At 73.8% G+C, this 19323-nt stretch carries 16 protein-coding genes and 1 pseudogene; 3 read left to right on the forward strand and 14 right to left on the reverse strand.

The window, feature by feature from the left end:
* Window positions 1-22: 22 nt before the first annotated feature.
* Complete coding sequence (locus H9L09_RS00445; protein WP_187580574.1) at window positions 23-919, forward strand: sigma-70 family RNA polymerase sigma factor; 897 nt, start codon at window positions 23-25, stop codon at window positions 917-919.
* A 4-nt stretch (window positions 920-923) separates the two neighbouring features.
* Here H9L09_RS00445 and coaE read toward each other — a convergent pair whose 3' ends face one another.
* The 12 genes and pseudogenes from coaE to H9L09_RS00510 all read right to left on the reverse strand — a co-directional run bounded on the left by coaE (window position 924) and on the right by H9L09_RS00510 (window position 15368).
* A complete protein-coding gene (coaE, locus tag H9L09_RS00450; RefSeq protein ID WP_187578862.1) occupies window positions 924-1517 on the reverse strand; it encodes a dephospho-CoA kinase in 594 nt (197 codons plus the stop codon).
* Window positions 1518-1596: 79 nt separating this feature from the next.
* Window positions 1597-2694, reverse strand: coding sequence for an SIS domain-containing protein (locus H9L09_RS00455; protein ID WP_187578863.1), 1098 nt, complete (start codon window positions 2692-2694; stop codon window positions 1597-1599).
* Entirely contained in the window at window positions 2691-3830 is a 1140-nt protein-coding gene (gene nagA, locus H9L09_RS21790) for an N-acetylglucosamine-6-phosphate deacetylase (protein ID WP_187580575.1), read from the reverse strand. The genes H9L09_RS00455 and nagA overlap by 4 nt, the downstream gene beginning before the upstream one ends.
* Window positions 3830-5026 (reverse strand): anhydro-N-acetylmuramic acid kinase, encoded by a 1197-nt coding sequence (locus H9L09_RS21795; protein WP_246456574.1) that lies wholly within the window; start codon window positions 5024-5026, stop codon window positions 3830-3832. The genes nagA and H9L09_RS21795 overlap by 1 nt, the downstream gene beginning before the upstream one ends.
* 73 nt (window positions 5027-5099) lie before the next feature.
* Window positions 5100-7016 (reverse strand): annotated as a pseudogene (locus H9L09_RS21800) (N-acetylmuramic acid 6-phosphate etherase); the annotation flags it as partial.
* Complete coding sequence (locus tag H9L09_RS00480) at window positions 7013-8470, reverse strand: glycoside hydrolase family 3 N-terminal domain-containing protein (RefSeq protein ID WP_187578864.1); 1458 nt, start codon at window positions 8468-8470, stop codon at window positions 7013-7015. The pseudogene H9L09_RS21800 and the gene H9L09_RS00480, both read right to left, overlap by 4 nt.
* A complete protein-coding gene (locus tag H9L09_RS00485; RefSeq protein WP_223164162.1) occupies window positions 8467-9363 on the reverse strand; it encodes a carbohydrate ABC transporter permease in 897 nt (298 codons plus the stop codon). The genes H9L09_RS00480 and H9L09_RS00485 overlap by 4 nt, the downstream gene beginning before the upstream one ends.
* Entirely contained in the window at window positions 9360-10346 is a 987-nt protein-coding gene (locus H9L09_RS00490) for a carbohydrate ABC transporter permease (protein ID WP_187578865.1), read from the reverse strand. Before H9L09_RS00490 ends, H9L09_RS00485 begins: the two co-directional genes overlap by 4 nt.
* 9 nt (window positions 10347-10355) lie before the next feature.
* Window positions 10356-11681 (reverse strand): sugar ABC transporter substrate-binding protein, encoded by a 1326-nt coding sequence (locus H9L09_RS00495; protein ID WP_187578866.1) that lies wholly within the window; start codon window positions 11679-11681, stop codon window positions 10356-10358.
* A gap of 175 nt (window positions 11682-11856) precedes the next feature.
* Window positions 11857-12597, reverse strand: a complete 741-nt coding sequence (locus H9L09_RS00500) for a GntR family transcriptional regulator (RefSeq protein WP_223164163.1) — start codon at window positions 12595-12597, stop codon at window positions 11857-11859.
* A gap of 61 nt (window positions 12598-12658) precedes the next feature.
* Window positions 12659-14254, reverse strand: a complete 1596-nt coding sequence (locus tag H9L09_RS00505; RefSeq protein ID WP_187578867.1) for a glycoside hydrolase family 10-like protein — start codon at window positions 14252-14254, stop codon at window positions 12659-12661.
* Window positions 14255-14414: 160 nt separating this feature from the next.
* Window positions 14415-15368 (reverse strand): helix-turn-helix domain-containing protein, encoded by a 954-nt coding sequence (locus H9L09_RS00510; protein WP_187578868.1) that lies wholly within the window; start codon window positions 15366-15368, stop codon window positions 14415-14417.
* 94 nt (window positions 15369-15462) lie between these two features.
* On the opposite strand from H9L09_RS00510, the gene H9L09_RS00515 reads away from it, so the two are divergent.
* Window positions 15463-15630, forward strand: a complete 168-nt coding sequence (locus H9L09_RS00515; RefSeq protein WP_187578869.1) for a hypothetical protein — start codon at window positions 15463-15465, stop codon at window positions 15628-15630.
* A gap of 125 nt (window positions 15631-15755) precedes the next feature.
* Here the strand turns inward: H9L09_RS00515 and rpsA are convergent, their stop codons facing one another.
* Both rpsA and H9L09_RS00525 read right to left on the reverse strand, forming a co-directional pair.
* Entirely contained in the window at window positions 15756-17225 is a 1470-nt protein-coding gene (gene rpsA / locus H9L09_RS00520) for a 30S ribosomal protein S1 (RefSeq protein ID WP_187578870.1), read from the reverse strand.
* A gap of 205 nt (window positions 17226-17430) precedes the next feature.
* The gene (locus tag H9L09_RS00525) at window positions 17431-18336 is read right to left on the reverse strand and encodes a phosphotransferase family protein (protein ID WP_246456176.1); all 906 of its coding nucleotides are present in this window, start codon (window positions 18334-18336) and stop codon (window positions 17431-17433) included.
* 166 nt (window positions 18337-18502) lie between these two features.
* Here H9L09_RS00525 and H9L09_RS00530 point away from each other — a divergent pair, with 166 nt between their 5' ends.
* The gene (locus tag H9L09_RS00530) at window positions 18503-19315 is read left to right on the forward strand and encodes a class I SAM-dependent methyltransferase (protein ID WP_187578871.1); all 813 of its coding nucleotides are present in this window, start codon (window positions 18503-18505) and stop codon (window positions 19313-19315) included.
* Window positions 19316-19323: the final 8 nt, after the last annotated feature.

Below are 19323 nucleotides of genomic sequence, written 5' to 3' on the forward strand. Positions count from 1 at the left end.
CGAGGGACGCGACAGCGTCGGCATGTACCTCGACGAGATCGCGCGTACTCCGCTGCTTGACGCCGTCACCGAGGTCGAGCTGAGCAAGGCCATCGAGGCCGGGCTGCTCGCCCAGCACCTGCTCGACGAGGGTCGGGTCGGTCGCCGCAAGGGTGGTGCGCCGAAGTACGCCACCCAGGAAGAGCTGGAGTGGCTGGTCGAGGAGGGCGAGCGCGCCGTCCAGCAGTTCATCGAGGCCAACCTGCGGCTCGTGGTCTCCATCGCCCGCAAGTACGGCCGGAGCCAGATGCCGATGCTGGACCTGGTCCAGGAGGGCAACACCGGCCTGATCCGTGCGGTCGAGAAGTTCGACTACCGCAAGGGTTTCAAGTTCTCCACCTACGCCACCTGGTGGGTCCGCCAGGCGATCACCCGCGGCATCGCGCAGCAGGCCCGCGTGGTGCGGCTGCCGGTGCACGTCGTCGAGGAGCTGAACCAGGTCGGTGCGGCACGCCGTACCCTCGAGCGCCAGCTCGGCCGGGACCCGGAGCCGGAGGAGATCGCCCAGGAGCTGGGCATGGACTTCGACCGGGTGCTGGACCTGATGAGCTGGGGCCGTGAGCACGTCAGCCTCGACACCCCGGTGGACGAGAACGGCGATACCTCGCTGGGCGACCTCATCGCCCAGGAGACCGCTCCGGGACCGGACAGCACCTTCCTCGACGTCGAGTCGCGGGACCGGCTGAGCACCCTGGTCGAGCTCCTCGACGACCGGGCGGCCGACATCATCCGGTCGCGCTACGGCCTGGCCGACGGTCGTCAGCACAAGCTCGCCGACATCGGCGCCAAGCACGGCATCTCCGCCGAGCGGGTGCGCCAGCTCGAGCGGGAGGCGCTGCAGAAGCTCCGCACGCTGGCCGATCCCGACCTGGCCGCCTGACCGGTCAGCCGGCCCGTCGTACCAGCTCGCCGAAGACCTCCGTGACCCTGTCGCGGAGGTCTTCGCGCGTCCCGGTGTTGTCCAGGACGTACGTCGCCACCTCCCGACGCTGCGCCCGCGTGGCCTGTGCCGCGATCCGGGCCCCGGCGTCCTCGGGCGACATGCCGCGGTCCGCGACCATCCGTCGCACCTGGGTCTCCTCGGGCACGTCGACCACCAGGACGGCGTCGAAGCCGCCGGCCTGACCGGTCTCGGTGAGCAGCGGGATGTCGTGGACCACCACGGCACCCGCCGGGGCCTGCGCCTCGATCTCGGCGGCCCGGGCCCGCACCAGCGGGTGGATGATGGCCTCCAGCCGCCTCCGGGCGTCGGGGTCGGCGAAGACCAGCGCCCCCACCGCCGGCCGGTCCAGCTCGCCGTCGGCGGTCAGCACCCCGGACCCGAACTCGGCGACGACGCGGCGCAGCCCGTCGGTGCCCGGCGCCACCACCTCACGCGCCAGGACGTCCGCGTCGACCACCACCGCCCCCAGCTCGCGCAGGATCGCCGCCGCGGTGCTCTTCCCCGAGGCCACTCCCCCGGTCAGTCCGACTCTCACCGCGCCAGTCTCCCAACCCCTACCCGGCCCCGTCGGCGCGGGTGCCCCGGGCACGCCGGGCGCGAGCGGGCGCGAGCCTTCACCAGGTGCGGGTCACCTTGGTGAGCTCGCCGGGGTGGTCCAGGTCGACGCCGCGCAGCTCCGCGACCCGACGCGCCAGCAGCTGGCCGGCGACGACGGCGGTGATCGGGGTCAGCCAGCCGGGCAGCGCAGCCTCCGGAGGAAGCTCGACGAGCAGCACCGGCGCCGGCGGGCCACCGGGTCCGGCTTCCTGCCCCACCGGTCCGGAGGCTTCGACCACGGGCCGGGCCGAGGCGTCGCCCACCACGATGACCGGGGCGCCGCGGCGCCGCAGCTCAGGGAGCAGACCGAGAACGCTGGCGCTCGCCGGCTCGTCGGGGGCGATGAGGACGGCGGGCGCGTCGGGGCCGACCGCGGCGATCGGCCCGTGCAGGAGGTCGGCCGGCGAGAACGGCATCACCAGGGTGCCGGTCAGCTCGGTGAGCTTCAGCGCTGTCTCGTGGGCGGTGGCCAGGTTCACCCCCCGACCGACACAGACGGCGCGGTCGTACGTCGACAGCAGACGTGCCGCCGCGTCCACGCCCCTCGTCCCGTCGACGGCTGCGTGCAGCGCCTCGGGCACCCGCCTGACCTCCGCGGCCTCGGAGGGGTCCCGACCGGCCAGCGCGTGCGAGAGCAGCGCCACCGCGAGCAGCGAGGTGGTGTAGGTCTTGGTCGCCGCCACCGACCTCTCCGGCTCGGCAGCCAGGGCCAGCACGTGCCCGGCCGCGGCGGCGAGCTCGGACCCGGCCTCGTTGGTCACCGCCAGGGTGGGCCTGCCGTCGGCTCTGGCGGTCTCGACGAAGCGGACGATGTCGGGCGAGGAGCCGGACTGGGAGATCGCCACCACCGAGTGGTGGCGCAGCTCGAGGCGCCGGCCGTAGACGCTGACCAGGCTGGGCGTGGCGAGCGCGACCGGCAGCCCGTGCCGCAGCCCCCAGAGGTACTGCGCGTAGCGGGCGGCGTTGTCGGAGGTGCCGCGAGCGACGATCACGACCCCCGCCGTGCCCGGCCCGCGGACCACGGCGGCCAGCTCGTCGAGGAGCGGCCACGCCTGGGTGAGCAGCCGGGCCGCCGCCTCGGGTTGCTCGTGCATCTCGTCCTCGAGCCGGGTCATCCGGCTGCTCCCACGAGGTCGGCTTCCACGGGGATGCCTCCGAGGAGGGTCTGCACGACCGTCAGGTCCTCGGCGTCGAGCACGACCACGTCCGCACGCGCCGAAGGACGGAGCCGCCCGATGTCGTCCCGACCGAGCAGCCGGGCCGGGGCCTCGGTCACCGCGACCAGTGCCTCGACGGGATCGGCGCCCAGCGCGCAGGCGTTGCGGACGGCGGCGTCCAGGGTGAGCGCGGACCCGGCGAGGGCCCCCTGCCCGTTGCGCACGGCGCCGCCACGCACCTCGACCGGGAGGCCGGCCAGCGCGTAGGTGCCGTCGTCGAGAGCAGCCGCCGCGGTGGCGTCGGTCACCATCACCACCCGGCCGCGACCGGCGGCCCAGGCGACCCGGACGGCGTCGTCGGCGAGGTGGTGCCCGTCGATGACCAGCTGGAGGACCACGTCGGGCCGGGCCAGCGCCGCCCCGGGCAGGCCGGGCTCGCGGTGGTGCAGCGGGCTCATCGCGTTGAAGAGGTGGGTGACGGTGCGCGCCCCGGCGGCGAAGCCGGCGTGCGCCTGGGCCGCGGTCGCATCGGAGTGGCCGAGCGAGACCAGGACCCCGGCGGCGCTCAGGTCACGGACCAGGTCCAGGGCGCCGGGCAGCTCGGGGGCCAGCGTGACCGCGACGACCGGGGCCCGGTCCCGCCACCGCCGCAGCAGCTCGGGGTCGGGATCGCGCCGGTGCTCCGCGGCGTGGGTGCCGAGCCGGCGCGCGGAGAGGAACGGCCCCTCCAGGTGCACCCCGAGGGGCCGGGAGCCGGCCGGGTCGCCGGGACCGGCGAGGACCCCGGCCAGCACGTCGAGCGCCCGGTCGGTCTCGGCCGGGGAGGCGGTGATCAAGGTGGGCAGCCAGGACGTGACCCCGTGGGCGGCCAGGCGCCGTGAGACGTGGGCGATCCCGTCCTCGTCGGCGCCCATCACGTCGACCCCGGCGAAGCCGTTGACCTGCAGGTCCACGAAGCCGGGCGCCGCGAGACGCCCCCCGGCCGCCGGAGCGAGCCCGACCCTGGTGATCTCGTCGTCCTCGATCTCCACGTCACCGGGCGTCAGGACCCCCTCGACGAGGGCGGCCGACACCCCGAGTCTTCTGGTCGTCATCAGTGCACCTTCCTCGTCGAGACCCGGAGCGCACCGGGTCCTTGTGCCGCCGGCTCCGGGAGACGCAGGGGGTGGTCCCCCGGACTGATCCGGCCGAGCACGCGGGACACCGGGGCGCCGGTGGCCGGGGACGCCCCGGCGACGCCGTGCCACGTCAGGAACCCCAGGACGGCCCACATCACGCCTTCCTTGGCGTGGGCGGGCAGGCCGAGGTCGTCGCTGGGACGCACTCGCGCGGGCCCGAGATGCCGCACGAGCGCGTCCCAGAGGGCGGGGTTGCGGACCCCGCCGCCGGAGGCCACCACCTCGGTGACCGCGAACGGCTCCAGAGCCGCCGCGACGGTGCGGGCGGTGAGCTCGGTCAGCGTGGCCAGCAGGTCGTCGGAGGACACCGGCCCGGACGCGGTGAGGACGGAGTCGAGCCAGGTCGCGGAGAAGGTCTCGCGCCCGGTGGACACCGGCGGCGTCGCGCCGAAGTGCGGGTGGGCGAGGAGCCGCTCGAGCAGCGGCGCCGAGACCTTCCCGCGCCGGGCCATCGCACCGTCGAGGTCGCAGCGCAGCGCGCCGCCGGAGGCCCGGGCGGCGGCCACGTCGAGCAGGCAGTTGGCCGGGCCGGTGTCCCAGGCGAGCAGCGGTCGACCGGGGGCGAGCACGCTGACGTTGGCGATGCCGCCGAGGTTGAGCGCGGCCACCGGCCCGTGCCGGTCGGCGAGGTCGCGCAGCCACAGCTCGTCGAAGCGGCCGACGAGCGGGGCGCCGTGACCGCCGGCGGTGACGTCGCGGGCACGCAGGTCGGAGACCACGGGCAGCCCGGTGGCTTCGACCACCCACGCCGGCTGGCCGACCTGCAGGGTGCCGAGGCAGACGCCGTCGCGCACCTCGTGGTGCACGGTCTGTCCGGGCGAGACGACCAGGTCGGGTCGGCGGCCGGTCAGGGCTTCGACCCGGTCGGCGGCCGTCGCCGCTGCCGCACCGATCGCCCGGCCGACCTCGTTGTCGAGCGCGCAGAGCTCGGCGGCGGTGGTGGTGGCCGGCGGGAGCACGGCGAGCAGCCGGTCGGCGAGGCCCTCCGGCCACCCGACGCTCGCCGAGTCGAGGACCTCGACGCTCAGGTCGTCGGCGGCCGGCTCGACCTCCACGGCCGTGACGTCGAGGCCGTCGGCGGAGGTGCCGGAGGCGACGGACAGCACGATCACGGGCGCTCCCCCGAGCGGCCGCGAGCGAAGCCCGGGCCCGGCCACCGGCCGCGTCGAGCAGCACCCGGGCCCGGTCGACGTCCACCTCGCCCAGCAGCGCCACCAGGGCGGTCTTGGTGCGCCAGCCGGACTGCTCGAGCACCTCGGCGGCACGCTCGTCGTCGACCCCGGTGGCCTCGCGCAGCATCCGGCGGGCGCGGCGGCGCAGCTTCTCGTTGGAGGCGGTCACGTCGACCATCCAGGCGCCGTAGGTCTTGCCGTGCCCGACCATCGCCCCCGTCGAGAGCACGTTGAGGGCCACCTTCTGGGCGGTGCCGGCCTTCAGCCGCGTCGAGCCGGAGAGCACCTCCGGGCCGGTGAGCAGCTCGACGGGCACGTCGGCGGCCGCGGCAGCCGGGCTGCCCGGGTTGTTCACGATCGCCACCGTGCGGCAGCCCGCGGCACGGGCATGGGCCAGCGCTGCCAGGACGTACGGCGTCCGGCCGGACGCGCTGATCCCGACCACGAGGTCCTGCGGGGCGAGCCCGAGGGCGGCGACGTCGCGGGACCCGGCGGCGGCGTCGTCCTCGGCACCCTCGACCGCGCGGGCCGAAGCCTCTCCCCCGCCGGCGAGCACCGCGACCACCTGGTCCGGCGAGGTGCCGAAGGTCGGCGGGCACTCGGCGGCGTCGAGGGCGGCGAGGCGGCCGGGGGTGCCCGCGCCGACGTAGACGATCCGGCCGCCGGCGTCGAGCGTCGCGGTCGCCAGGGTGATCGCCTCGGCCAGCGCGTCGGCAGCGGCGGCGACCGCGGCCGGCACCGTCGCCTCGGCGGCCAGCAGCTCGGCGACCACCGCCGCCGGGGGGCGCTGGTCGAGGTCGTCGAGGTCGCGGCGGACCTGCTCGGTCGCGAGCAGGTCCACGTCGACGTCGGCGGCCGAGGTGCTGCCGGGGGTACCGGGGATGCCGGTCGCCGTGTGGGTGGCGGCGCCGGTCGCGGTCTGGGTGGCGGTGTGGGTGGCGGCGCCGGTCGCGGTATGGGTGGCGGTGCCGGTCGCGGTGCCGGTGTTGGCGGTGCTGCCGGTGCCGGCCCGGGCCGGCCGCCGCAGCAGCCGGGACTCGTGCGGCAGGTCGTCACGGCCGGCGAGCAGCAGCGCACCGTCGAGCGAGGTGCCCTGCGCGGGCACCACCTCGCAGTGCGCGGGCAGCAGCGCACCCCACCGCTGCACGAGCAGCGGCGCGGCCGCCAGCCCGCCGACGACGCAGACCGGAACGGGGGTCCCGGAAGGCTGTGCGGCCGCGACGACGAGGTCCGCCCAGGCGGATGCCGCGTCCTCGACGATGCCGACCGCCAACGCGTCGCCGGCGTCCGCGGCCGCGAGCACGTCGGGGGCGAAGGAGGCCAGCGTCCGGGCCGGCGCCCCGCCCGCCGCCACCGTGCGGGGCAGCAGCCGCAGGTCGCCGAAGCGCTCCGCTGCGGCGTGCGCGAGGGTGGTGTCGGTGCCGCGGCCGTCGAGCCGGCGCAGCGCGGCTCGTAGCCCCTGCCGGCCGATCCACGCGCCGCTGCCCTCGTCGCCGAGCCACGGTCCCCACCCGTCGACCTGGCGCAGGCCACCGTCCGCGGAGAGCCCGAGCGCGACCGACCCGGTGCCCACCGCGAGCACCGTGCCGGGCCGTCCGGTCAGGGCGCCGGCGTGCGCGGTCACCGAGTCCGAGGTGACCGCGATCGTGGCCCCGGGCAGCCACTCGCCCAGGCGCTCGGCCAGCGCAGCGGTGGCGTCCGGCGCGGCCTCCGCACCGGCCGCGCCGACCACCAGAGCGGCGAGCACCGCCGGGTCGGGCAGCGCCCGGGCGAGGACGGCCGAGACCGCCTCGAACGCGGCGTCGACCCCGCCGGCCTCGGCCAGACCCGGCGCGCCCGGGCCCTCGACGGGCGGGCGGGGTGCGTCGGCCTCCTGGACCAGGACCCGGCAGCCGGTCTTGCCCAGGTCCACGCCGGCCAGGGGGTTCATCGGGTCTCCTCGAGGATCAGGTCGGCGGCGGCTCGCGCGGTGGCGCGGCCACCCCCGTGGGTGTGCACGGTGTGGTCGCCGGGATCCGACGCGCCGGCCGGGCCGCCGTACACCACGACGCTGTCGGGGCGCTCGTCGAGCACCGCGCGCACGGTGTCGACCGCCTCCGCGTCGAGCCGACCGTCGACGACCACCACGACCCGGCGCCCGTCCGCGGCGACCCCGCGGGCCCGCGTCGCGTCGGCGTCGGCGACCACCGGCCACGACGGCCGCCTGGCCGTGAGCTCGGCGACCAGCGCGGACTCCCGCCGGCCGGCGGCGAAGCCGACCGCGGTGCGCGGCACCAGGACGACGGCGTCGTCGCGTACGCCGACCTCGCCGCGCACCTGCAGCGCGCAACGGGCAGCGGAGACCCCGAGGTCCGCGGGCTGGGGGGTGCGGGGTCGGCCGGCCTGCTGCGCGGCCCAGGCGCCGAGCGCCGCGACGCGGCCGGACGCCTCCTCGAGCCGCTCGCGGGTCAGCCTGCCTCCCGCCACGGCCGCGACCACGGCGGCGACCACCTCCTCGACGGCGGCCTCGTCGTCGTAGGGGTCGGGGAAGTCGGGGTTGCCGATGCAGAGCAGGTCGACGCCCGCCTCGAGCGCCCGCACCGCCCCCTCGGCCCGGCCGACGCCGTGCGAGATCGCCCTCATGTCCAGCGCGTCGCTGACGATCACGCCGTCGTAGTCGAGCTCCTCACGCAGCAGCCGCAGCACAGGTGCACTCATCGTGGCAGGGACCGCGTCGAGCGCCGTGAGGACGACGTGCGCGGTCATCACGCAGCGGGTGCCGGCCCCGACCGCGGCCGTGAACGGCGGCAGGTCGCGGCGCCGCCAGGTGGCCTCGTCGACCTCGATCACCGGCAGCGCGACGTGGGAGTCGGTGCGTGTCGCGCCGTGCCCGGGGAAGTGCTTCGCGCAGGCGGCCACTCCCGCCGCCTGCAGGCCCTCGACGAACTGCGCGCCGTGCCGCGCCACCAGGGCGGGGTCGGCGCCGAACGAGCGCACCCCGATCACGGGGTTGTCCGGCTCGGAGGCCACGTCGACGACGGGGGCCGCGACCACGTCGATCCCGGCGGCCCGGGCGGCCGCGCCGAGACCCCGCGCCACGTCGTACGTCGTCCGCGGGTCGTCGAGCGCGCCGAGCGTGCCGTGGCCCGGCCACGACGAGCCGGTGGCCGACTCCATCCGGGTGACGGTGCCGCCCTCCTCGTCGGAGGCGACCAGCACCCCGGCCCGTCGCGCGTGCAGCTCGTCGGTGAGTCTGCGCAGCTGCGCGGGGTCGACCACGTTCTGCCCGAACAGGCAGACGCCGGCCAGCCCACGGTCCAGCCAGTCCAGCAGCCAGTCGGGGGCGGACGCCGATGAGAAGCCGGGCAGCAGCACCGAGGCGGCCAGGCGTTCCAGCGCGGTCATCCCTTCACCGCGCCCGCGACCAGCCCGGAGCTCAGCCGGCGCTGCACCAGGATGAAGAAGATCATCACCGGCAGCGTGATCAGGGTGGAGCCGGCCATCACCGCACCCCAGTCGGTGCCGTACTGGGTGAAGAACTGCCGCAGGCCGGCGGCCACGGTGTAGGAGTCCTGGTCGTTCATGAAGGTGATCGCGAAGACGAACTCGTTCCAGGCGGTGATGAAGGAGAACACGCTGGTGGCGACCAGGCCGGGGGCGCACAGCGGCAGCAGCACCGACCAGAACATCCGTGGCCAGGACGCGCCGTCGACGTACGCCGCCTCCTCGACCTCCTTGGGGATCGCCGCCGCGAAGCCGCGCATCATCCAGATCGCGAACGGCAGCGAGAACGCCACGTAGACGATCACCAGGCCGAGCAGGTGGTTGAGCATGCCGAGGTTCTTGGCCTGGATGAACAGCGGGATCACCAGCGCCTCCATCGGCACCATCTGGATGACCAGCACCATCACCAGCAGCGCCGTGCGGAACCGGAAGACGAAGCGGGCCACCGCGACAGCCGCGAGCAGCGCCAGCAGGCTGCTGACCACCACCGTGGACAGCGCGACGAACAGCGAGTTGACGAGATAGGTCGTGAACCCGCCCTCGTCGAGCACGAAGCGGAAGTTGTCCCAGGTCAGGTCGGTCGGCAGCAGCGAGGTGGAGCCGTCGTTGGCGCGCGCATCGACCGCGGTGGTCAGCATCACCAGCACCGGGAACAGGCTGAACGCCAGCACGGCCGCGCAGCCCAGGGCGACCAGGACCCGCGACCCGCCGCGGCGTCGACCCCGCCTCGGGGCAGCACGGCGCCCAGACGGTGGCTGGGGAGTGAGCGTCTGGGGCGCGGTCAGCTGGCTCACAGCTCCTCCTGACGGAACAGCGTCCGCAGGTACACCGCGGTGATCACCAGCAGCAGGGCCGTGAGCAGGACCGCGATGGCGGCGCCGAGCCCGTACCTGTTCTGGGAGATGGCGGTGATGTAGGACCAGGTGCCGAGGTTGAGCACGTCCCGGTTGGTGCCGGAGCCTCCCGGCATCAGGTAGATCTGCGTGAACACCTTGAAGTCCCAGATCGTCGACAGGATCGTCACCACTGCGAACACCGGCTTGAGCAGCGGCACGGTGACCGACCAGAACCGCCGCCACGCACCGGCGCCGTCGAGCTCGGCGGCCTCCATCAGCTCCTGCGGCAGCGTCATGAGTGCCGCGAGCACGGTCACCGCCACGAACGGGAACCCGTGGTGCACGACGTTGAGGGTGGCGATCGCGTAGAAGGGCAGCCGTTCGGTGAACCAGTTGGTGGTGTCGGGGTCGACCAGACCGAGCGTGCTCAGTCCGCGCATCACCATGCCGCTGCGCGGGTCGAACAGGAGCACCCACACGTAGGTGCCGGTGACCGCCGGCATCGCCCAGGCCACCATGATCGCGCTGGTCAGCACGCCACGGGTCCAGACGCCGACCCGGGCCAGGAGGAGCGCGACGAGCGTGCCCAGCCCCACCGTGAGGACCACGTTGACCACGGCGAACACGACCGTGTTCGGCAACGCCACCTTCCACAGCAGCGGGTCGGTGAGCAGCTCGGCGAAGTTGTCCAACCCGACCCACTGGCTCTCCCCGGTGACCAGCTGCCGGAGGCCGAAGTCCTGCAGCGACAGCACCAGGACCCGGTAGAGCGGGTAGAGCAGCAGCCCGCCGAGCACGGCGAGGGCCGGGGCCAGCAGCAGCCACGGCAGCCAGCGGGGGGTGAGGCCCGTCCCGCGCCGGGGACCGGGCCCCGCCGGCCGACGGGCGCCGGTGCGGCGCTCCTCGTCGGCCGGCGGGACGGACGCGATCGTCGACGTCATCGGGCCGGCTCAGCTCCCGGCCGCGAAGATGGCGTCCATCTCCTTCGCCGCCTGCTCGGTCGCCTCCTGCACCGAGGCGTCCCCGGACAGGATCGACTGCAGCATCGCGGCGACGGTCTTCTTGCCCTGGACCTGGCCGTAGAGCGGGGTGACCGGGAGGCTGGCACCGCCCTCGACCATCTGCTGGGCGAAGGGCGCGACGACCGGGTCTTCCTCGGCCTGCACCTGCTCGAGCAGCTTCTTGGTGCCCGGGAAGAAGCCGGACTGCTCGCCCCACTCGGCGGCGAGGTCGCCGGTCGCCATGGTCTCGACCAGGGCGAACGCGAGGTCGGGGTTCTCGGTGCCCTGGAAGACGCCGAGGTGCGAACCGCCCAGGAACGACGGGGAGATCCCGCCGTCCTGCCCGGGGATCGGGAAGGCGCCGATCTTGCCCTTCAGGTCGGGGTTCGCCTCGACGAGGGCCCGCGGGGTCCAGCTGCCGGAGATCATCATCGCCACGTCACCGCGGGCGAAGGCGTCGGAGAGATCGGCTTCGTCCCAGGTGGTCGCGGCCGGGGTGGAGAAGCCGTGCTCGAGGGCGAGGTCGGTGTAGAACTCGATGCCCTCCTGCGCCTCGGGGGAGTCGATCGTGCTGGTCCAGCTGTCGCCGTCCTGCTCGGCGATCCGGCCGCCGGCACCCCAGATGAACGGGTAGACGCCGTACTCGCTGTCGCCGGGCACCGGGAGGGTGACCATGTCGGGGTTCGCCTTCTTCAGCTTCTCCCCCGCGGCGACCAGCTCGTCCCAGCTGGTCGGCGGCGTCACGCCTGCCTGGTCGAACACGTCGGTGCGGTAGACGAAGGACCGGACGCCGGCGTACCACGGCATCCCGTAGAGCCCATCGTCGACGGTGCCCGCCTGCACCAGGCCCGGGACCAGCTGCTCCTCGAGGCCGGCCTTCTCGACCGGTCCGCTGAGGTCCATCAGCGCGCCCGCGGCGGCGAACTCCGGGGTCCACGTGGTGCCGATCTCGGCGACGTCAGGGGTGGTGTCGCCCGCGATCGCGTTCACGAACTTGTCGTGCGCCTCGGCCCAGGGCACGAACTGCACGTCCAGCGTGGCGCCGGTCTTGTCCTCGAAGGCTGCCTTCAGGTCCTCGACGTAGGGCTCTGCATTCGGGTTGGTGCCCTCCATGATCCAGAGGCTCAGCTCCTCGCCCTCGCCGGAGACCTCGCCGCTCCCGGCCTGGTCGAACTCCGACCCTGCGGACGACCCCGAGGCGTCGCTCCCGCAGGCGGAGAGCGGCGCCAGGACGGCGAGTGCGGCCAGCCCGACCGCCACGCGATTCCACTTCATTGCTGTCCTTCCCTGATGCTGGTCGAAACGGGACCGCCGAGTCAGCCGCCACCGAGACCATCGGCCTAGACCTTTGGTCTGCCATTCATTCCACAGGGAGAGGGTCGCCGTCAAGACTCACACGCCGGCGCGTCGCCTCGGGCGCCGACCTGGTCGAGGAGCCGGCCCGCTGGGCTCACCCGGCGGCGGGCTCGGGCGGGAAGATGTCGGCGACGATCCGGTAGCGGTCACCGCGGTAGAGCGAGCGGACGAACTCGGCCACCTCGCCCGTCGCGACCCGTGAGGTCCGCTCGAACAGGAACACCGGCGCGCCGGCCTCGACCCCGAGCAGCTCGGCGTCCTCCGCCCCGACCAGGGCCGGCTCCGCGGTCTGGGTGCCCGAGACGACCGGGTTGTGGTACCTGCCCGCGAGCAGGTCGTAGAACGATGTGCCGTCCAGGTCGGCGCCGGTCAGCCCGGGGGCTACCGTGCTCGGCACATGCAGGTCCTCCACCGCCATCGGCAGCCCGTCGGCCAGCCGGAGCCGGCGGATGTGCACCACCTCGGTGCGGGGCGGCACGTCGAGCAGCGAGGACAGCATCATCCCGGCGGCGAACCGGCGCGTCAGCAACGTCCTGCTGCCCGGCTCCATCCCCCGGGCGCGCATGTCGGCCGAGAACGAGGTGGCCGCGAGGCGCTGGGTCAGCTTGCCGGCGGAGACGAACGTCCCCGACCCCTGCCGCCGGATCAGCCGCGACTCCTCCACCAGCGAGTCCACCGCGCGGCGCAGGGTCATCCGGGCCACGCCGAGGTCGCGGGCCAGGTCGCGCTCGACCGGAAGCGGCTCGCCCGGCGCCAGGCCCGCGATCAGCTGCTCCAGGCGCGCCCGCACCTGCTGCTGCTTCGGCGTCCCGGGCCGGGTGGCGGCGTTGCTCACGGGCCATTGGTACAGCACGCAGCCACGCGGCCACAAACGAACCGCCCGACAGGTGCGCCGCTCATCGCACCTCGATGCGGCGCGGGACGCTCTCCCGGTAGGCCCGGTCCAGCGCGGTGACGTAGTAGGTCACCCCGTCGGACGGAGCCGCCTCGTCGAGGTACGCCTGGTCCCCCTCCGAATCGGCCCGGAACCAACCCAGCAGGTGCTCGGCGTCGGCGGTGTCGCACAGGTCCGCACTGCGCCCCGACACCCGGTAGATCGCGTAGGCGGCGTCGTCGCCGTCCCAGGTCAGCCGGATGCCGTCGGGGGTCCGCTCCGCGGCGACGGCTCCGACCGGTCGCGGCGCTCGGCCCGGCACGCCCTGGGTCACCGGGATCAGGGCCGGGTGGGCGTAGTGGTCGGCCTGGACGAGGTCCATGTGGCCGAGACGGTTGGCGCGCACGTCCTTGGCGGAGAAGTAGATGTCGCCCTGCACCTGCGGGAAGTCCCGGTTGAAGGTCAAGTGCCGGGTCATCTCCTCCGGGTCGGCCCAGGCCGGCGACTGCGTCGAGGTGCCGACCTTGTAGGTGGCCTGGCCGATGTAGAGCTGCGCGTCGGTGCCCTCGACCTGCTCGGCCCACCAGGGCACCAGCTTCGCGTAGTCGGCCGGCGCGAAGCCGATGTTCCAGTAGACCTGCGGGGCGATGTAGTCCAGCCAACCCTTGCGGACCCAACCGCGCGTGTCGGCGTAGAGGTCGTCGTAGGTCTCCGCTCCCGCGGTCGTCGCGGACCCCTCGGGATCGGTGCCGGCGTTGCGCCAGACGGCGAAGGGGCTGACCCCGAACTTCACCCACGGCTTCACCGCGTGGATCTGCTGGTCCAGCTCGGAGACCAGCAGGTCGGTGTTGTGGCGGCGCCAGTCGCCGACGGTGTCGAAGCCGTCGCCGTACGTCGCGTAGGTGTCGGCGTCGGGGAAGTCCACCCCACCGGCCGGGTAGGGGTAGAAGTAGTCGTCGAAGTGCACCGCGTCGATGTCGTAGCGCGTGGTGGCCTCGAGGATCACGTCCTCGACGTGGCGGCGGACCGCCGGGATCCCCGGGTTGTAGTAGAGCTTCCCGCCGTAGGAGACCAGCCAGTCCGGGTGCCGCCGCGCCGGGTGGTCGGGTGCCAGCGCCTCCCGGTCGGTGTTCATCGACACCCGGTAGGGGTTGAACCAGGCGTGGAACTCCAGGTTGCGCGCGTGCGCCTGCTCGACGGCGAAGGCCAGGGGGTCGTAGCCGGGGTCACCGCCGGGGGTGCCGGTGAGGTAGCGCGACCAGGGCTCGAGGTCGGAGGGCCAGAACGTGTCGGCGGTCGGGCGGACCTGGACGACGACGGCGTTCAACCCGCGGGCGGCGGCCTCGTCGTACCACTGCTCGAGCTCCGCCTTCTGGTCCGCGACGCTCAGGCCGGGGCGCGAGGGCCAGTCGATGTTGACCACGCTCGCGATCCAGTCACCGCGCAGCTGCCGCTTGGGTGCGTCCGGCGCGACCGCACAGTCGCGTCCCTGGGCGCCGGGGGGCCGGGCCGCTCCCGTGCCGGTCGAGCCCGCCGAGGCGGCGGGCGCCGCCACCAGGCAACCGAGTCCGAGGGCGGAGCAGGCCAGCACAGCGGCCGCTCGTGACGTTCCACGCATGGATGATCTCCCGAGATGAGGTCTGCGGCGGCACCCGCGGACCAGGCCGCGATGTACCAATGGACTAGACCAATCAACCCGAAGTCCACCGTCTCGTCAACCCCCTAGATCAGAGCACGGGCACCGGAAGCGGCCGTTCTGCCAGGAGGGCACCGCTGGGTCAGCCGGCCTCGCTGAAGGTGCGCCGGTAGCGCTGCGGGCTCACCGACCGGGCCCGGGTGAAGTGGTGCCGCAGGGTGGCGGCGTTGCCGAAGCCGACCTCGTGGGCGATCCGGTCCACCGAGCGCCCGGTGGTCTCCAGCAGCTCCTCGGCGCGGAGCACCCGGCGGCTGGTGATCCAGGCGTGCGGGGTGGTGCCGGTCTCGGCGCGGAACCGGCGCGCGAAGGTGCGCGCCGACATCGACGCCCGGCGGGCCAGCTCCGCCACGGAGTGCTGCTCGTCGAGATGCTCGTCGAGCCAGGTCAGCAGCGGGGCGAGCGTGTCGGCGTCGTCGCAGGCGGCCACCGGGGTCCGGATGAACTGCGCCTGGCCGCCCTCGCGCTGCGGAGGGACCACCATCCTCCGGGCGATCTTGCCGGCTGCCGCGGCGCCGTACTCCTTGCGCCACAGGTGCAGGCAGGCGTCGATCCCGGCAGCGGTGCCCGCGCTGGTGATCACCGGGTCGGCGTCGACGTAGAGCACCTCCGGCACCACCCGGGCGCGCGGGTAGCGGGCGGCGAGCTCGGCGGTGTGTCGCCAGTGCGTGGTGCACTCCCGGTCGTCGAGCAGACCGGCCTCGCCGAGCACGAAGGCCCCGGAGCACACCGAGATCACCCGGGCACCTCGCGCGTGCGCGGCCCGGAGCGCCTCGACGAGCGCCGCGGGAACCGGCGCGTCGGTGTCGAAGGCCGGGACGCCCACCAGGTCCGCCTCGTTCACCCGCGCGAGGTCGTGCTCGACGGAGATCCCGAAGCCGCCGGAGGTGCGGTAGGTGCCGGGGCGGGGCGCGCAGACGGCGAAGTCGAGCACCGGCAGGCCGTCGTCGGAGCGGTCGGTCCCGAGCGCCTCACAGAGCACGCCGAGCTCGAAGGGGGCGATCCCGTCCGCGACCAGCACGGCGACGTTGGTGAGCATGGGACAGAGTCTGGCACAAGGTTGGCAGGAAATCGACGCACCCTGACCTGACTGCCACTCGTGGCAGTATCACGAGGAGCGCAGACTTGCTGCCATGACTACCGCACTCCTCCTCCTGGTCCTGGTCGCCGTCGTCCTGCTCGGGATGCTCGCCGCGGCGGCGTTCGTCAAGAACGACGGCTACGGCCGTCCCGGTCGCAGCACGCCCCGCAGCCACGTCCCGGACGTGTTCGACCCTCGCTCCCCCACCCGCTTCGCGTGAGCCGCGTGCGCCGCGCACGACGACGAGGGCCCGGTCACCTGTTCAGGTGACCGGGCCCTCGTGCGTGGATCGTCAGCTCCCGTCGCGGCGCCTCAGCGCCTCACGGGGTCAGCGTGCCTGACAGGTCAGGACGCGCCGCCGGTGAGCTTCTCGCGCAGCGCCTGCAGCGCCTCGTCCGAGGCGAGCGAGCCGCCGGTCTCGGCCGCCGCCTCCTCGACGCCGGCACCGCTGGAGTACGAGGTGGCCTCGCCGGCCTCGACCTCGGCCTGCTTGGCCTCGACCTGCTGCTTGACGTGCGCCTCCCAGCGAGCGTGCGCCTTGGCGTACTGCTCCTCCCAGGTGGCGCGCTGCTCGTCGTACCCCTCGAGCCACTCGCCGGTCTCCGGGTCGAAGCCCTCGGGGTAGATGTAGTTGCCCTGCTCGTCGTAGGACGCCGTCATGCCGTAGAGCGTCGGGTCGAACTCCTCCGACTCCGAGGCGGTCGCGGTGTCGTTGGCCTGCTTGAGCGACAGCGAGATCCGGCGACGCTCGAGGTCGATGTCGATGATCTTGACCATGACGTCGTCGTTGACCTGGACGACCTGCTCGGGGATCTCGACGTGACGCTCGGCGAGCTCGGAGATGTGCACCAGGCCCTCGATGCCCTCCTCGACCCGGACGAACGAACCGAACGGCACCAGCTTGGTGACCTTGCCCGGCACGATCTGGCCGATCTGGTGGGTCCGGGCGAAGTGCTGCCACGGGTCCTCCTGCGTCGCCTTCAGCGACAGGGAGACCCGCTCGCGGTCCATGTCCACGTCGAGGACCTCGACGGTGACCTCGTCGCCCACGGCGACGACCTCGGAGGGGTGGTCGATGTGCTTCCACGACAGCTCGGAGACGTGCACCAGGCCGTCGACGCCGCCGAGGTCCACGAACGCACCGAAGTTGACGATCGAGGAGACGACACCCTTGCGGATCTGACCCTTCTGGAGCTGGGTCAGGAAGCCCTGACGCACCTCGGACTGGGTCTGCTCGAGCCACGCACGACGTGAGAGCACGACGTTGTTGCGGTTCTTGTCCAGCTCGATGATCTTCGCCTCGAGCTCCTTGCCGACGTACGGCTGGAGGTCGCGGACGCGACGCATCTCCACCAGGGAGGCGGGCAGGAAGCCGCGCAGCCCGATGTCCAGGATGAGGCCACCCTTGACGACCTCGATGACGGTGCCGGTGACGACGCCGTCCTCTTCCTTGACCTGCTCGATGGTGCCCCAGGCGCGCTCGTACTGGGCGCGCTTCTTGGACAGGATCAGGCGGCCTTCCTTGTCCTCCTTCTGGAGGACGAGGGCCTCGACCTTGTCACCGACGGAGACCACCTCGGAGGGGTCGACGTCGTGCTTGATCGAGAGCTCGCGCGAGGGGATGACACCCTCGGTCTTGTAGCCGATGTCGAGCAGGACCTCGTCGCGGTCGACCTTCACGATCGTGCCTTCGACGATGTCGCCGTCGTTGAAGTACTTGATGGTCGCGTCGATGGCGGCGAGGAAGTCCTCTTCGGACCCGATGTCGTTGACCGCGATCTGCGGGGCGTCCTGAAGAGCGGGGGTGATCGTCATAAGGGAGTGGGTTCCTTGGAATGGATAGTTGTCGTACGGACGCGCCAGAGCCCTGTTTCACTACCTGGTGTCCGGCTTGCGGCGATAGCGAGCGAGAACCTGCTCCGTCTGAGACTCCGGCAGACTCCTGCGCACCGGTCAGGATACGCGCCCCGGGACGCGTGCGTCCAACCGGGACGACGACCGCCCTCGGCGTCCGCTCGGCTCACGGTACGGCGTGCAGGTCGGCGTCGCGCGCGACGGCCCGCAGCTGCGCGTCGGCCCGCTCGGTCACCGGGTTCTCGCCGCGCCGCGCGGCCAGGTCCATCAGCGCGGCGAGGTCCGCGGCGCGGGCCTGGTCGAGCAGCCGCGCCCGGTCCAGGCCGTCCAGCCCGGCGGTCACGTCCAGGTAGGAGTCGAGCACCCCCTCGACCAGCAGCGGGTCCCGGTCGAAGCGCAGCAGGTTGCCGAGATCCGCACCCGGCGCTCCGGCGTGCGCGAACTCCCAGTCCACCACCCCGGTCACGGCACCGGTGGCCGCGTCCACCAGCAGGTTCTTGGCGTTGAAGTCGCTGTGCACCAGGCAGCTGCGCTCCACCCGGTCGAGCAGGTCCTGCGCCCGGTCGGCCGCGGCCAGCAGGCCGCCGTACTCCCGCTCGGACCAGTCCGCCAGCGCGGAGCCCACGCGGCGCTCCTCCACGAAGCCCACCAGATCCGCCGCCCCGGGCCACCGCTCGATCCGCAGGTCGGCGTCGGCGAACCTGCCGGGGCGCAGCATCGGCACTCCGGCCAGCCGGCCGAGCGCCGCGCCCAGCGCGGCCGCCACCGTGTGGCGCACGTCGTCGCGCAGCCGCGGCCAGGCGACCTCGAGCCGCTCCCCCGGCAGGAACGAGGTGACCAGCAGCGCCGGGGTGCCGGCCGCCGGGTCCGGGCGCCGGAGCTCGAGCACCCGCGGGACCGGCAGCAGGCCGCGCACGAGCCGCAGCACCGCCGCGTCCACCTCCACCGCCCCGGCCCCCCGCTGTGCCCCGCGCCCGGCGTACACCCGGACCACGCTCCGCTCTCCCGCCGAGGTGGCCAGGAACGTCTCGCCGCTGTAGCCGCCCTCGAGCGGGGTCATGCCGTAGTCCACGCACGGCATGCTGCCAGGCAGCGGCGACACCCGGACCTCCGCCCGGCGGGGCGCGTTAGGCTCGGGGTATGCCGCTCCCCGGCCCGGTGCCCCTCCCGGCCCGCTTCACCGCCGTCGACGGCACCCCCGCGGTGCACTGCGCGGCCCCCAGCGGGGGCGATCCCCGATGAGCATGCCCGCCGGGATCCACCCGACCCGCCGGCCGGTGTCCGAGGACGACAGCCGGCGCGCGAACCGGCGCGACTGGGACGCCTACGCCGACGAGTACCAGTCCACCCACGGTGCCTTCCTCCGCGACATCGGCTTCGTCTGGGGGCCGGAGGGCACCGACGAGGCCGAGGTCGGCGTGCTCGGCGACGTGGCCGGTCGCGACGTCCTCGAGCTCGGCTGCGGCGCCGCCCAGTGCGCCCGGTGGCTGACCCGTCGGGGGGCGCGCGCGGTCGGGCTGGACCTCTCCTACCGGCAGCTGCAGCACTCGCGCCGCATCGACGCCGAGCACGGCACCCACGTGCCGCTGGTCTGCGCGACCGCGACGCACCTGCCCTTCGCCGACCGCTGCTTCGACGTGGTGTTCTCCTCCTTCGGCGCGCTGCAGTTCGTCGAGGACGGGCCGCGGCTGCTCACGGAGGTGGCCCGGGTGACCCGCCCCGGCGGCCGGTTCGCCTTCTCCGTCACCCACCCGATCCGGTGGGCGATGCCCGACGACCCCGGCGAGGACGGGCTCCGGGTCACCCAGTCGTACTGGGACCGGACGCCGTACGTCGAGCAGGACGACGACGGGCTGCCGACGTACGTCGAGCACCACCGCACGCTCGGCGACTGGGTGCGGCTGCTCGCCGCCGCCGGCTTCGCCCTCACCGACCTCGTGGAGCCGGAGTGGCCCGAGGGCCACGACCGGATCTGGGGCGGCTGGGGCCCGGTGCGCGGCGCCCTGATCCCCGGTACGGCGATCTTCAGCGCGGTGCTCGCCGGGCGGTGACGCGCCCG

It is taken from the genome of Nocardioides mesophilus (genome assembly GCF_014395785.1).
GTDB lineage: Bacteria > Actinomycetota > Actinomycetes > Propionibacteriales > Nocardioidaceae > Nocardioides_B > Nocardioides_B mesophilus.